The organism is Rhizobium sp. 268, from assembly GCF_036571585.1.
Classification (GTDB): domain Bacteria; phylum Pseudomonadota; class Alphaproteobacteria; order Rhizobiales; family Rhizobiaceae; genus Rhizobium; species Rhizobium redzepovicii.
The window spans coordinates 305,800-319,680 of sequence record NZ_JAPPSO010000011.1; the positions used below are offsets into that span (position 1 = coordinate 305,800).

Below are 13,881 nucleotides of genomic sequence, written 5' to 3' on the forward strand. Positions count from 1 at the left end.
AAGCTGGATGCCACTTTTCGGCAAATGCCAGGCCTCGGCCGCTCATTCTTCCGCTTGGGATCTGAAGCATGTCGATAGAGCCGATCGGTTTCGTGGTTCTGCTGCTTGGCGTGCTCAGCATGCTGAACGGCGCGCGTTTTGCCGTCACCGCCCTTTGCCTTTCGACGCTGCTCGGTGCCGCAGCGGCTCTGCAGTTGCCGGCGCTCGGCGGCAGCAGCATCCAGCCGAGCCATCTTCTGGTGCTCTTTCTGGTCATGACGGTCTTGCTGCGCCCGGTTCAGATGCAAGCGACGCTCGCCAGCATCGCCTATCCCGGCCCCGGCTTCTGGTTTGCCTGCTACATCCTGTTCTCCGTGGTGTCGTCCTTCTTCCTGCCCCGTATTTTTGCCGGCGCGACCCTCGTTTACTCCTCCGCCAGAGACCCCTCGGGGATGATGTCGACGGTAGCGGCTCCACTGGCTCCGGGTTCATCCAATATCAGCCAGTCCGTCTATCTTCTCGGCGACCTCGCCTGCTTCGCCGTCGTCGCCGGACTTGCCAGGTTGGGATATGGCCGGTTCATCGCGCGGCAGCTGATCGTCGCATCGATAGCATGTTTTGCCTTCGCGCTGATCGACCTCGCAACGTTCCAGATCGGCCAGGCCCAGCTGCTCGATATCATCAGAAATGCGAATTATACGATGCACACGGCCGAGACCATCCACGGTTTCAAGCGCATCGTCGGCCCCTTTCCCGAAGCAAGTGCTTATGGCGCCGTTGCATTGGCCTATTTCGCCTTCACACTCATGCTATGGCTGGAGCGCGTCCAAAGCCGCATGGCGGGGTTGGCAACTCTTCTGATCGGACCGACCATCGTGCTCTGCACCTCGACAACCGCCTATGTCGCGGGCGTCTTTCTTGTCTGCATGTTCGTGTTGTTCTGCCTGAAACGACTGATCGGCGGTTCCGCCACGACCCCGCACGTGACTTTCCTTGCGATCACGCTGTTTTTCATACCCTGCGCCATCACCGCGCTCAGCCTTGTCCCCGATGCGTGGAATTCCATCGCCGGTCTCCTGACCACCACCGTATCGGACAAACTGCAATCGCAGTCCGGCGAAGAGCGCACCGCCTGGAACACCCTGGCATTGATTGCATTCGTCGATACCGCCACTTTCGGCGCCGGATTGGGCACGGTTCGAGCTTCCAGCTTCATCGCCGCGTTGCTGTCCAATGTCGGATTGACTGGCACCGCCCTGTTCGCCGTCTTCGTGTACAGCTTGGTGAGGGCAGCCGGCCGGCACAAATCCGGCGACCGGGAAACCCACGCGATCGGAACCTCCGCTGTGATGGCATCCATCGCACAGATCGGCTCCGCAGCGATATCGGGAAGCGGCACGGATCTCGGCTTGCTGTTCAGCACTTCGGCGGGGCTGGCCGCGGGCTGCCTTGCCGGAGCTTATGTGCCGCGGCATCGGGCGGCCTCAGCGGCGAACCGACGTCCCCTGGAGGCATCGGCATCTCCTTTGAGAGCGCCGATGTTTTCAACACCATGACGCCCGCTCGGGACTTTCGCGATGGCGCCGAATGGCGGCCTGGCGCAGCCGGACTCGGGCGAACACAGGTTCGCGGCTGCTCGGCCGCGCCACATCCTCCAGGGATTACCGGTGAAATCAGGCTGCCGGTCGCAAACGATCCCAGACCGCGATCCGGGGAAGGATATGCTGCAGCATCCGTCTCAATTTCAGCTCTGCTGACGCTCGCTGGCGGCAGAGACCCTGTTTGCGGAATTGCTCTGCCGCAGTCTGGCATTCCGTCGCAGGGCACCCGACAGGAAGACGCCCGTGAGATAGCCGATCTCCATCAGCACGAGGATCGCGATACCGGATCCGATCGCCGCTACCGTGGAGGACCCATCCACGAAGGCCACGCCGCCGAAGCCGATTGCCACAAGCAATGCGAAGATCGCGAAAGCCCAGGCGCGGATGCAAGCACCGGCAGCTATCGAAATCACGGCGGCGATGAACGCGGTGATCAGCATCCAAATACCTCTTCTCGCTGCAGCCCAACAAGCGCTCCGACCCCCATCGTCGTGCCAGGCAAGAAGATATCGAAACGCAGCGTCATCGCAGGCAGGGCATTCTTCATGGTGAATATCTCAACAATGAAACACACGAAAATCGCCGGCAGCCATACGCCGATCAGCCAACGACCGAGACTGCATCTCGGCAATATATACCGGACCGGGCTTTCATACGACAGGCCCTTTGGCTCAATCAACAACTGTTCCCTCGACTTGGAAGGCGACAGCGATTCATTCCTGTTGCGGACAATCGGAAAGGTGAAGACATGAACAATCAGTGCGTCGTCTACGTCACGGATGTCGAATATTCATTTCCGACTATTCTCTCGGCGCTGCAGGCTCGCAAATTCACAAGCCCCGCGACCGATGTCTGTGTCCTCATGTCGGAACATCTCGATAATTTCAACGAACTGAAAGCCTTGCTGGCAACGAGCGGGGTCGACTTGATCGATGCGACCGAAGCGCTGCAGGATTCGCTCGGCAAGCTCGATGGATCGCATTTCCAGGGACGTATCAGCGTCAGCACCATGGCCAAGCTGGTGCTTTGCGAGATCCTGCCTGCCAACTATACCCAGATCATCTACCTCGATGGGGACACACAGATCGTCAGCGATCTCGGCGGGCTCGAAAATGCGGTTGTGCCCGAGGGCAGGTTTTTCGCGGCGCGCGATTACACGGCGATCCACGACTTTCTCGACACCGGAAAGAACAGCCACTATTTCAACGCGGGTGTCCTGAAATTCCACCGTAACGGCTGGATCGGACAGGAGGCGCTTGAGCTTTTTGCTAGAAATCCCGAGGCCTGCGAGGGCAAACATGACCAGGGCGCATTAAATTATGTCTGCGGTTCATCGCTCATCCTCGTATCGAACCGCTGGAACTTTCCCAAACAGTTCCTTCACCTGGTCAACATGTCCGCCCTGTCGATCGTCCATTATATGGCGCATCCAAAGCCCTGGCATGGCACCTTCTTTCCCTGGACCGATCGGGAAAGCCAAGTCTATGTCGACCTGCGCAAAGCACATCCGATTTATGACTCGCTGTATCGCGGCATAAGCATCGATCGTAAGGCCCTGTATAAGTACCGGTCGATGCGGGCGCGCATCAAACACGCAATCGAGGCGAACGGCCCCAATCCGCGGGTCCAGAGCCTGCTGGTTGGCGATTACGCCGTGTGAGCATTGTGGTCCGCCTGGGGGTGAATAGCCGCGCACCTGATATCAGCATGGCGGTCGACCCTTGGATGGCAGGCGGACGCGCAACTATTCATTTCTTCATTGCAGGATGGATAATGGTCAGGACAGAATATGAGTTATAGGGCTTCCGCCGCCAGTATCTCGCATTACGCAAAAGCCCGCCTGCGCCGCTCGCTCAAGGCTCGGCAGGTTCGCTACGACCTGCTGCGCGTCGGGCTCAAGCAGGCGCGTCACGTCGTCATCTGCGTCATCCGCGACGAGGGGCACCGGCTGGCATTTTTCCTGCAGTATTATCGCGATCTCGGCTTCGAGCACTTCATCTGTATCGACAACGGCTCGACAGATGGCACGGTCGAATTGCTGGCCGGCTTCGACGATGTGTCCCTTCTTTCTGCCCACGGATCCTACAAGGCGGCGAGATTCGGTAATGACTGGATCAACGAAGTCATCAACCGGCACTGCCAGGAGAAATGGGTTCTCTATGTCGATGCCGACGAGTTCCTGGTCTATCCGCATTGCGACACAAGGCCGATCGATCAACTGACCGCCTATATCGATTCCACCGGCGGCCATTCGCTGCGCTCGGTGATGATCGACATGTACAGCCCGCATCCCGTTCTAGAAAACATATGCGAACCCGGCCGCAATCCGCTTGAGGTCTGCAATCTCTTCGACCGGTCCGGCTATGTCGCGCATTTCGACGAACGCAACTGGACGATATGGATCAAGGGAGGTGTTCGTGGACGGGTCTATTTCCACGACCGGCTCTGGGACGGTCCCGCGCTCAACAAGATTCCTCTCGTCTATATCGAAGGTGAACGTCTTTTTCTCAAATCATCGCACCAGGTCTGGCCGCTCTCCCTGAATTTGGGCGACATGCGCGGAGCGCTCGGCGTCTCCGGCGCCCTTCTGCATTTCAAGTTCCTGTCGACCTTCGTTCACAAGGTTGCAGATGCCGCGCACCGGTCCCAGCACACGGAGGAATATGCCGTATATTCCTCGAGCAAGGACAAGGATGATTTCGTCTACGACGATACGGGCACCTACCGCAGCTGGAAGGATCTCTCCAATCACGGACTCATTCAGGGTGAAGGCTGGAAATACTGGAAGAATGCCTCCGAAAGCGACGTCTAACCACTATTATCGGGAAGCCGCTTCAGCCGAGGCGGGTTTTGTTGAGGCTTCACTGCCGCATTCTTTCGTCGAGGCGTCCTCAAGCGATGGACGCCACACCGTCGGCATAGACTTCCAGCGCCTTCCGATTGAGAATGCGGATTTTGCCCTGCGTCCCGTCGCACATTGCTTTCGCGCAAACGCCGCAGGCATTGATTGACCTTTTCGCGCGACGCCGGCAGCGTCGCTGCCAGATCATGTTGGGAAATGATCAGCTCATCGCCGCCATGTTGCGCATCCACTTTGTACACGGCAGAAAGGCGCAGCAGCGTCCGGGCCAATCTCTGCCTCAGGCTCGATCCGGCGTTGGAAATGATCCGCAGTTCGAGTTCGGAAACACGCGCCAGCGCCTTCGACAGGATCTTCAACTGAAATTGCGGATCGTTCGCACACAAGTCCCGCAGCAAACGACCATCGAAGTAGTGCAGTTCGCAGTCTGATGAGGCGCGATATTCCAGGCTGAGGGACTGCTTGCGCAACACCTCCAATTCGCCGATCAAGCCGCCTTTTGGAATCATCTCCACGATGAACTCCCGTCCATCGGCAAGCGGCGTGCTTGCGCTCACCATTCCGCGCTGGACGCGGACGAACATGTCGATGGCGTCCCCGGCGCCTGCAATCACGTCACCCCGTCGAAACTTTCGAACACTCGAACGGCAAAACGGGAACTCGTGATCCAGATCACCACGGCCGCCGTATATGACATCTGCAGGCCCTGAAGTAACCGCTTCGCCTACTCGCGCCGCGCCCGCGCCAGTCTTGTTATCTCTGATGCTAATCGCTCCGTCCATACGACGCAACTCCATGCAGACTAATTTAGCTATTGCTATTCGGCGATATTCGTAATTCATTAAATTGTAAAGTTAAATGATAATACTATAACATAGTCATCCGGATTTATACACAAATAGTGACTGATACTCACATTAATATATAACAAATTCAAATGGAATTCTAACTCATCGATCGATCTTAAACCACGACCTGACTTTTATACGTTTCATGACGATCAGCAAACTGAAGATAAGATCTACAAAATAGAAGAATAATATCGTCTCCACTAACTAATATTAATAACATTTTGTTTATGGATCCTCAAACGCAAAACAGTATCTTAAAATTTCAAAAGAAAATCTTTGGGAAATAAAGAATTTATTCACCATTATGACCTCGGTCACAGACATCAAACCTGTATTGAAGCAAGCTTCGGATGGTATTTCTGGGATTCGCCCAACGGAGACGCGGATGGCGGGAAAAAATCAGGGCATCAACCCGGCTGACCCTTGGCGGCGTAGCACCGGGGCGCGCAAGGAAGGGCGTCCATTCAATTCGTCAAAATCCCATACGATCAGCAGAATTCTGAAGCGCGCGTTAGACCTTGTCATTGCGGCATCTCTTTTATTTCTTCTGTCGCCGCTACTTCTGTCGGTAGCAGTCATTATAATGCTCAGCGATCGGGGCGCCGCTTTCACATCCCATCGGCTTATCGGCTATAAGGGAAAAGAGTTCGGTTGCCTCAAGTTTCGGACGACACGATCCGACGCAACGGCCAGCCTGCATGCGACGATCGTCGGCGACATCCTGACGCGATCGAGCCTCGACAAGCTTCCGCAACTGATCAACGTGCTACTTGGGCAGATGAGCCTCGTCGGGCCTCGCGCCATTGCCAAAGAAGAGCTGCCCCGTTACGGCGAACACACCTATGCCTACGTCGCAGTCCGTCCTGGCCTGACCGGTCATTGGCAGATCAGCGAACACGTCAGTTATCAGAATAGAGTTTTCCTCGACGTCGAGTATCTGCGCAATTGGACACTCGCGTTGGATTTCATGATCATGGCAAAGACTCTGGCGGCCCTGCTTTCCAGGCACGCTTTACTGCCCAAGACGGACCTGTAGGGTCATTCGATTTTCCCTCATGCTCATAGCATTATCCGTGGGGGCGCTTGCCGGTCATAGGAGCGGGCTCGGCAACAGAGTTCCGTTTCCGGCGCTTTTGCATATGCTCCCACAACGAGTAGGCGAATAGACCCGCCAAATAGCTTACTTCCATCAAGACGAGCGCTTGGAGGCAGTAGGCGATCGCATCCGAAAAGGAGGAGCCTTTCAACAGGATCACGGCACCCAAGGCAACGACCAGCAGAAATGCAAAGATTGCAAAGGCCCAGGCGCGAATGGTCGCTCCAGCAGCGATGGAGATGGCAACCACGACAAGCGCGCTCTTCAGCATTAATCCGCTCCTCTCTTCACACCTCCTTTAAGCCGCCGGCTGCCTCAATGACATGGCAAAAGCTCAAAGTCGAAACGAAGTTCGATTAAAGTATTTTATCTATTATTGTTAAAATATTCCTAAGACACGCTCAGTAAGCCGACCGAACCAAGCGCAGAATATTCGACTATTCATCCGCCAGGACCGTTCTATCGTCCGGGACCAAGAGATCTTTCAGCACGCAGCAAGATTAATGCACGTCGTCAACAAGCGTGTAGCAAGCCTCCTCCTTACCAAGACAGGTGATGATCCTCCCCCGACAATCGCCACGGTTCAACGAAACAGGGCTCGCCGGTGATTGGCGAGCCCTGCTGATGTCCGGCATTGATAAGGCTATTTCGAGACTGCGGCGGCCAACTGCCGTTTTGCGCCGCGTTGGATGCTGAAGTTTTCAAGCCATGTGACCTGTTTCCTCAATTTCAACGCCGGCTTTTCGATGAATCTCCACGAGAAGGCGGCAAAGCAGGTCGCAACGATGCTGCAGACAATGCCATTCAACCACCAGTTATGCGCCCAGGGTCCGAGCGCTACGAACGCCTGTTGAATGGGATAGCCGTATAGGAAGACGCCATAGGAATAGTCGGCCCCACTGAGAATGCCAAGCTTGCGGGGCGAGGTCAGGCCGAGGAAGACCGTGACATATCCGATTGCCGGAATGGCAATGAAATCCCCAAAGGAAGTGAACCAGTAGGCCCATAATATGATTGCCACCGAAGCAAGGAAAATTCTCACATCCCAGAGAACCTTGTCCTTGTACAGATAGAAGGTCACCCCCACGAGAAACGCGCAGATGAGCAGATTGCCCGACGCTGTCGTGGGCATGGTTGCCCAATCGCTCGAGTGTTTCCAATACCTTGCGATACCGAAGCTGATGATCAAAGCCGGCGTTGCGATCAGGGCGATCACCCGCCGCCTGACCACGCCGAGCAGAAACAGGGCGGCGATCGCGGCGTAGCACTCCAGCTCGAAGGGCACCGTCCAGAGCTGCCCATTGACCATTGCGGCGTCGGGATTATTCAGGAATACACCGGGGAGATTGAAGTGGATGTGGCCTGTGACATTCAGCAGATAGGTAAAGAACTGAGGATCGGTGAAATAGTCACGCAGGTCATACTCTGTATAGATTGCTCCGAGTATAAAGGCCGCCAGCAATACCTCCACCGCAAGAGCAGGGTAGATCCGGATAAATCGGTTGCCGAGAAAGGAGATCAATGTTTTCGACCGTTCAAGACTGCCAGCCACCAGGAATCCGCTCAAGACGAAGAACATCGGCAGCACTGATTTGATGGCAGGACGGAAAGGTGACTCCCAGAGAAACAGGTCATCGCCGTATGTAACGCGGGCCGTATGTATCCAAAGTACTGAAAAGGCTAACAGTAATCGCATATAATCGAATCCTGTCGGTCGCCCTTTCGCTAGATCAAGCTTTTCGCCGAGAAACATCTGTGGCCCTTTCAGAAGTATTGACTCGATTTGGATTGGCAAGCTGTCGCCGCAGAGCAGCGGCGGCATGATTGCCGGGTCGGGACCGCGTGTCAGTGACCAGAGCTACATTAGGAAAAATTGAACGAGAGAGCGCCCCTCTCCCGAAGAAGAGGCAACTGACCACAACCCAATAGCCCTGCGCTTTCCGCGGCGCCATGCGACGGTTGGAGTGGACCAGGCGATCGGGCGGCGAATACAAATGAGGAAACCATGAAATTTCTGGCTGGCCTGTTTTTTATTGTTCTCGCCTTTATCGGATTGGGCCTGATAGGAGGCGGCACCTTGCTGCTCAGCCTCGGCGGCTCGCCCTATTACGCAATCGCCGGGCTTGCCTATCTGGCTGCCGCGCTTCTGCTGTGGCGCCGGCAGGTGTCAGGCGCCCTCATTGTCCTGCTTGTCGCCGTTCTCACCCTTCCCTGGGCACTATGGGAGTCGGGTTTCAATTTCTGGGCGCTCTTTGCGCGTTTGATGTCCCCCATCGCGCTGGCGGGCTTTGCACTTCTCTTTGCGCCGTCGCTGTCGCCAACTGCCAACCGGAAACTCTTTTATGGCGGCACTTTGCTTGCGGCCATCCTGTTCGCGGCGGGGTTCAGCCTTGCTTTAACGCCGCATGGGCTGATCCGCCCTTCCACCGATATCCCCGCCTATAAGACCGCCAAAGGCGACAACTCACCCTCCGACTGGACATCCTATGGCCGCAGCACGGCCGGGGATCGCTACTCCCCATTCGATCAGATCAACCGCGGCAATGTTGCCAAGCTCGATCTTGCCTGGACATACCGCACCGGGAAAAGCGATGGCGCCGATCAAAACACGCCGCTGCAGATCGGCGACACGATCTACACCTGCACGCCGACGGACGTGATCGCAGCGCTTGACGCAGATACGGGCAAGCCGCGCTGGACCTTCGATCCGAAGGCGACGGCGCCATACTGGCAACGCTGCCGCGGCCTCGGTTACTACAAGATGCCACCGGAGGCCCAATCGGCCGACGGCCTTTGCAATGAGCGTCTGGTGCAGACGACGATCGATGCCCGCCTGCTGGAGATCGACAGGAAGACCGGCGCACCCTGCAACGGCTTCGGAGACAATGGCACCGTGCAGCTTTCCCAAGGCATGGGTGAAGTCAAGTCAGGTTATTATTTCCAGACATCGGCGCCGCTGATTGCCCGCAATCTGATTGTCATCGGAGGTTGGGTCATCGACAATCAGGAGGTTGGCGAACCCTCGGGCGTCATCCGCGCCTTCAATGTCGTTACCGGCGAGCTCGAATGGGCATGGGACCTCGGCAATCCCGAGATCACCAAACTCCCGCCTGAGGGCCAGACCTATACAAGGGCCACGCCCAACATGTGGACGACGGCGGCATTCGACGACAAGCTCGGCCTCATCTATGCACCGCTCGGCAATACCACCCCGGATTATTACGGCGTCAATCGACCGGCTTTCGCCGATCAATACAATGCCACGTTGGTGGCGCTCGATGTCACGACGGGACGGGAGAGATGGAAGTTCCAGACCGTGCATCACGATATCTGGGACTATGACTTGCCGGCCCAGCCGGTTCTGCTCGACCTGCCCGATGGCAATGGCGCCACCGTGCCGGCTCTCCTGCAGACCACCAAACGCGGGCAGCTTTTCCTGCTCAACCGTCAGACCGGTGCACCCCTTGCTGAGGTTCAGGAGAGGCCGGTGCCGCAGGAAGGCGGCGCACCGGAAGAGAAATTGTCTCCGACGCAGCCCTATTCCGTAGGCATGCCGACAATCGGCGCCGAACGGGTGACGGAGCAGACGGCCTGGGGACTGACGATGTTCGATCAGTTGGCATGCCGCATCGCCTTTCGAAAGATGCGCTACGACGGCGATTTCACCCCGATCGGCCCGCAATATGCGATCCAGCAGCCGGGAAATCTTGGCGGCCTCAATTGGGGGAGCGTGTCGATCGACCTGCCCAACAACCGGGTCTTCCTGAACGATATCCGCGTGCCCAGCCTCTTCGCGCTCATTCCCCGCGGGGAGTATGTCGATTTTGCCCTGACCACAACCGCTCACGGCCCCTCCGCCCCGCAGCGCGGCACGCCTTACGGCATGGCCACCGAAATGTGGACCTCGAGGCTCCGCGTTCCCTGCACGCAGCCGCCCTTCGGCACCGTCACAGCCGTGGATCTGAATACCCGCAAGATCGCATGGCAGGTCCCGGCCGGGACCGCCGAACAGCTCGGGCCGTTTAAGATCAAAACCAATCTGCCGATGCCGATGGGCTTGCCGAGTTATGCCGGCACGTCGGCGACTGCCGGCGGTGTCGTCTTCTTTGCTGGCTTCCAGGACTATTACATCCGCGCTTACGACGCTGCGAACGGTGATGAGCTCTGGAAATATCCGCTGCCGGTCGGCTCGAGCGCCACGCCGATGACCTACGTCTCGCCGAAAACCGGCAAGCAATATGTAGTGATCTCGGTTGGCGGAGCGCCATATTCCAGGGACAACGGCGACTACGTGTTCGCCTTTTCTTTGAAAGACGAAGATTAGCGCCGCCGCCGGTCACACTGTGCTATTTTGGTCCGATGAGGAACTGAGGCTACGAGCGTGACGCGAAAATTGGCGGCGATCCTGGTCGCGGATGTGGTCGGCTACAGCCGTCTCGCCGGTGCGGACGAGGATCGCATCCTGGCGCGCCTGAGAACCCTGCGCAGCGATTTGGTCGATCCGACGATCGCCGTGCACAATGGCCGTATCGTCAAGCGCACCGGCGATGGAAGCCTTATCGAGTTTCGCAGCGTCGTCGACGCCGTGCGCTGCGCGATCGAGGTGCAGACAGCCATGGTCGAGCGCAATATCGGCGTGCCTCCCGAGCATCGCATCGAGTTCCGGGTTGGGATCCATCTGGGAGATGTTGTCGAGGAGAACGACGGCGACCTGATGGGCGACGGCGTCAACATCGCCGCGCGGTTGGAGGGAGTTGCCCAGCCCGGCGCCATCTGCCTCTCCGAAGATGCCTACCGCCAGGTGAGAACGCGGCTTGAATGTGCCGTGACCGATCTTGGCAAAGTCCCTCTCAAGAATATCGCGGAGCCGATGCGGGTCTATCTGCTTCAGGTCGGAACCGTCTCGCAGCCGGCGTCGGCACGGCAAGCGGGAGAGCAGCCGGCGCCGAAACGGCCTTCAGCTATAGCCGTTCCCGACAAGCCCTCCATAGCCGTACTGGCCTTCAACAATATGAGCGGCGACGCCGAACAGGAATATTTCTCCGACGGGATCAGCGAAGACATCATCACCGATCTCTCGAAGCTGTCCGAATTGCACGTGATCGCCCGCAACTCATCCTTCGTCTACAAGAATGTAACAACCTCGGTACCTGAGATGGCCAAGGCGCTCGGCGTCCGTTACGTTCTCGAAGGCAGCGTGCGCAAGGCCGGCAACCGCGTGCGTGTGACGGCCCAATTGATCGACGCCAGCAATGGCGGACATATCTGGGCCAGCCGCTACGATCGCGATCTCACCGACATTTTTGCGGTTCAGGATGAGCTGACCCAGGAGATCGTCACAGCGCTGAAGCTCAATCTCACGCATGGCGACCAGGACCGCTTGGCCCATGGGCGCGCCGTCGATGTCGGCGCTTACGAGCTGTTGTTGCGTGGCCGTGAGCAGGCGTCAGCCCATAACCGAACCGGAAATAGAGCCGCCCGCAGCCTGGCGGCAGACGCTCTCGCCGTAGACCCGGACTATGCGGCGGCCCGAGCCCTCATTTCCTTCACGCATGTGCTCGACTACGTCAACGCCTGGAGCGACGATCCGGAGGGTTCGCTGCGGACCGGGCTGGATCTCGCGCAGCAGGCAGTTGATATGGCCGAGGAACAGCCCAATAGCCACTTCGCATTAGGCATGGCCTGCATGTGGAACCACGACCTGGACCGGGCGCGGGCAGAAGTCCTGCGCGGTCTGGCGCTGTCGCCCAACTCGGCTGAACTCCTGACACTGATGGCGCATATCCAGATCTTCTCCGGCGATCCCGCAGGCGCCTTGGAAACGCTCGATGCATCGATGCGGCTTGACCCGCACCATCCGGAACTTCTGTTCCAGTTTCTCGCCGATGCGCGCTTTTCTCTCGGTGAATATGAACAAGCCATCGCCGCGATCGCGCAGCGGCTCCAACAAAACGCGCAATCGGAAACGGCTTACGCCCTGCTGGCATCATGTTATGGCCATCTCGGCCGCGCGGAGGATGCCCGACAGGCGTGGGAGAAGGCGCTCCAGATCAACCCGGACTTCTCCATCGAACGCCGCCGCCGCGTCCTGCCATTCCGAGACCCCGAGGACTTTAACTGCCGCGTCGAAGGACTGCGCAAGGCGGGACTGCTGGTTCCGGATCTCCGTCAATGCTGACAGAAACTGCGGCTCAGTCCAATGTCGCGTCGCCGCCCGTCGATGCCCGCAGCATTCATTTTTTCCCGTCAGCCGCCAGCGCCTCTTTCCGCCGGCGACTCGGCAGGAGTGATTTAAGGCACCGCCACATCGGCGAAATGATGTAGCCTGCAACCGGAATTGTGATCAAGCCGGCGACAATACCGACGATGCCGGCACCTGCCGCCTCGACGGTCCAGCGCAGCACGGACGCCAGGACGGGAACGGCATGGACGGCCACCTCCCCGGCATCATGGATAAGATGCGCCAGGCCGGCCACGCCATAGGCCTCGAGGCCGTGAACGATGATGCCGCCGCCGACCCAGATCATCGCAGCCGTTCCGACAATGCCGAGCGCTTTCAGAAAATAAGGCATGCCTGTGACCAGCCCTCGTCCGATCACGCGCAGCAAAGGCCCCGTCGGAGGCGCCATCTGTCCACGAGCCATCATCAGCCCCAGATCATCGGCCTTCACGATCAGCGCCACGCCGCCATAGACCATGACCGTTATGCCCAATCCAACGACGGCAAGGATGAAGGCCTGCGCGAAGATGCTGCCTGCCGGAACCGCGGCGAGCGTAATCGCCATGATTTCCGCCGAGAGGATGAAATCGGTCTTGATCGCACCGGCGACCTTCTCGTCTTCGAGCGATTGCGCATCGAGGCTTGTCGCCTCGAGTGCCGATTCATGGGCGTGGGCTGCATGCGGCAGCACCAGTCCGTAGACTTTTTCCACGCCCTCATAGCAGAGAAAAAGTCCGCCGATCATAAGCAGCGGTGTTATCGCCTGCGGTGCGACGAGGCTCAGAATAAGCGCCGCCGGAAGCAGGATCAGAAGCTTGTTCTTCAGCGAACCCACCGCTATCTTGCCGATGATCGGCAATTCGCGTGCGGCCGAAAATCCGGTGACATAGCGAGGCGTGACCGCCGCATCGTCGATGACGACGCCTGCCGCCTTCGCGCCCGCCTTGGCTGCCTGGCCGGCAATATCGTCAAGCGAGGCCGCAGCCACCTTGGCCAATGCGGCGATATCGTCAAGAAGGGCGATCAAGCCAACGCTCATTCAAGACTCCGTTGAGAAGACACTCGGCAAAAAACGGAAAACCCGTCATCATCTCGAAGCGACACGCGGCATCCACCGCCGGGAAGATGCCACGCACAGATCGTGACGGCAATGCCGTTATTCGGCCGGCAACGGGCTCAGCCCGCTCTCATCCAGCGGAGGACGTGCCTGAACTGACGGATCCCGCTGTTGCGCGCTGAATCCCACGACCGTTCCCAGCAACGCCAAAACCCGC

The 13,881-nt window shown here is 58.1% G+C and carries 11 protein-coding genes and 1 pseudogene; 6 read left to right on the forward strand and 6 right to left on the reverse strand.

The annotated features are described in order from the left end of the window. Nucleotides 1-68 precede the first annotated feature (68 nt). Nucleotides 69-1,535, forward strand: a complete 1,467-nt coding sequence (locus OS035_RS22825; RefSeq protein WP_183777487.1) for a hypothetical protein — start codon at nt 69-71, stop codon at nt 1,533-1,535. Between the two features lie 188 nt (nt 1,536-1,723). Here the strand turns inward: OS035_RS22825 and OS035_RS22830 are convergent, their stop codons facing one another. Together OS035_RS22830 and OS035_RS22835 are read right to left on the reverse strand one after the other, a co-directional pair. After that, a complete protein-coding gene (locus OS035_RS22830; protein ID WP_097629179.1) occupies nt 1,724-2,020 on the reverse strand; it encodes a hypothetical protein in 297 nt (98 codons plus the stop codon). Next, on the reverse strand, nt 2,014-2,259 hold the full coding sequence (locus OS035_RS22835; protein ID WP_165503929.1) for a hypothetical protein: 246 nt from the start codon (nt 2,257-2,259) through the stop codon (nt 2,014-2,016). The genes OS035_RS22830 and OS035_RS22835 overlap by 7 nt, the downstream gene beginning before the upstream one ends. A 69-nt stretch (nt 2,260-2,328) precedes the next feature. Here OS035_RS22835 and OS035_RS22840 point away from each other — a divergent pair, with 69 nt between their 5' ends. Further along, the gene (locus OS035_RS22840) at nt 2,329-3,240 is read left to right on the forward strand and encodes a glycosyltransferase family 8 protein (protein WP_183777486.1); all 912 of its coding nucleotides are present in this window, start codon (nt 2,329-2,331) and stop codon (nt 3,238-3,240) included. A 129-nt stretch (nt 3,241-3,369) separates the two neighbouring features. Beyond that, nucleotides 3,370-4,392 carry a glycosyltransferase family 2 protein gene (locus OS035_RS22845; protein ID WP_183777485.1) on the forward strand — a complete coding sequence of 341 codons (1,023 nt, stop codon included), beginning with the start codon at nt 3,370-3,372 and terminating at the stop codon, nt 4,390-4,392. A 79-nt stretch (nt 4,393-4,471) separates the two neighbouring features. Here OS035_RS22845 and OS035_RS22850 read toward each other — a convergent pair. Further along, nucleotides 4,472-5,222 (reverse strand): annotated as a pseudogene (locus OS035_RS22850) (Crp/Fnr family transcriptional regulator). A 454-nt stretch (nt 5,223-5,676) separates the two neighbouring features. On the opposite strand from OS035_RS22850, the gene OS035_RS22855 reads away from it, so the two are divergent. Beyond that, on the forward strand, nt 5,677-6,327 hold the full coding sequence (locus OS035_RS22855) for a sugar transferase (protein WP_097629184.1): 651 nt from the start codon (nt 5,677-5,679) through the stop codon (nt 6,325-6,327). 31 nt (nt 6,328-6,358) lie between these two features. Here OS035_RS22855 and OS035_RS22860 read toward each other — a convergent pair whose 3' ends face one another. Both OS035_RS22860 and OS035_RS22865 read right to left on the reverse strand, forming a co-directional pair. Further along, a complete protein-coding gene (locus tag OS035_RS22860; RefSeq protein ID WP_183777484.1) occupies nt 6,359-6,658 on the reverse strand; it encodes a hypothetical protein in 300 nt (99 codons plus the stop codon). Between the two features lie 372 nt (nt 6,659-7,030). Beyond that, the gene (locus OS035_RS22865) at nt 7,031-8,140 is read right to left on the reverse strand and encodes an acyltransferase family protein (RefSeq protein WP_097629201.1); all 1,110 of its coding nucleotides are present in this window, start codon (nt 8,138-8,140) and stop codon (nt 7,031-7,033) included. Nucleotides 8,141-8,392: 252 nt separating this feature from the next. On the opposite strand from OS035_RS22865, the gene OS035_RS22870 reads away from it, so the two are divergent. After that, nucleotides 8,393-10,711, forward strand: a complete 2,319-nt coding sequence (locus OS035_RS22870) for a membrane-bound PQQ-dependent dehydrogenase, glucose/quinate/shikimate family (RefSeq protein ID WP_183777483.1) — start codon at nt 8,393-8,395, stop codon at nt 10,709-10,711. A gap of 57 nt (nt 10,712-10,768) precedes the next feature. Next, nucleotides 10,769-12,565, forward strand: coding sequence for an adenylate/guanylate cyclase domain-containing protein (locus OS035_RS22875; protein ID WP_331814094.1), 1,797 nt, complete (start codon nt 10,769-10,771; stop codon nt 12,563-12,565). A gap of 55 nt (nt 12,566-12,620) precedes the next feature. Here OS035_RS22875 and OS035_RS22880 read toward each other — a convergent pair whose 3' ends face one another. Next, the gene (locus tag OS035_RS22880) at nt 12,621-13,646 is read right to left on the reverse strand and encodes a DUF808 domain-containing protein (RefSeq protein ID WP_183782592.1); all 1,026 of its coding nucleotides are present in this window, start codon (nt 13,644-13,646) and stop codon (nt 12,621-12,623) included. Nucleotides 13,647-13,881: the final 235 nt, after the last annotated feature.

What these genes read in the sequence shown, in the direction of transcription:
- OS035_RS22825 (WP_183777487.1), top strand. Translation starts at nt 69, where the DNA reads ATGTCGATAGAGCCGATCGGTTTCGTGGTTCTGCTGCTTGGCGTGCTC.
- OS035_RS22830 (WP_097629179.1), bottom strand. Translation starts at nt 2,020, where the DNA reads ATGCTGATCACCGCGTTCATCGCCGCCGTGATTTCGATAGCTGCCGGT.
- OS035_RS22840 (WP_183777486.1), top strand. Translation starts at nt 2,329, where the DNA reads ATGAACAATCAGTGCGTCGTCTACGTCACGGATGTCGAATATTCATTT.
- OS035_RS22845 (WP_183777485.1), top strand. Translation starts at nt 3,370, where the DNA reads ATGAGTTATAGGGCTTCCGCCGCCAGTATCTCGCATTACGCAAAAGCC.
- OS035_RS22855 (WP_097629184.1), top strand. Translation starts at nt 5,677, where the DNA reads ATGGCGGGAAAAAATCAGGGCATCAACCCGGCTGACCCTTGGCGGCGT.
- OS035_RS22860 (WP_183777484.1), bottom strand. Translation starts at nt 6,658, where the DNA reads ATGCTGAAGAGCGCGCTTGTCGTGGTTGCCATCTCCATCGCTGCTGGA.
- OS035_RS22865 (WP_097629201.1), bottom strand. Translation starts at nt 8,140, where the DNA reads ATGTTTCTCGGCGAAAAGCTTGATCTAGCGAAAGGGCGACCGACAGGA.
- OS035_RS22870 (WP_183777483.1), top strand. Translation starts at nt 8,393, where the DNA reads ATGAAATTTCTGGCTGGCCTGTTTTTTATTGTTCTCGCCTTTATCGGA.
- OS035_RS22880 (WP_183782592.1), bottom strand. Translation starts at nt 13,646, where the DNA reads ATGAGCGTTGGCTTGATCGCCCTTCTTGACGATATCGCCGCATTGGCC.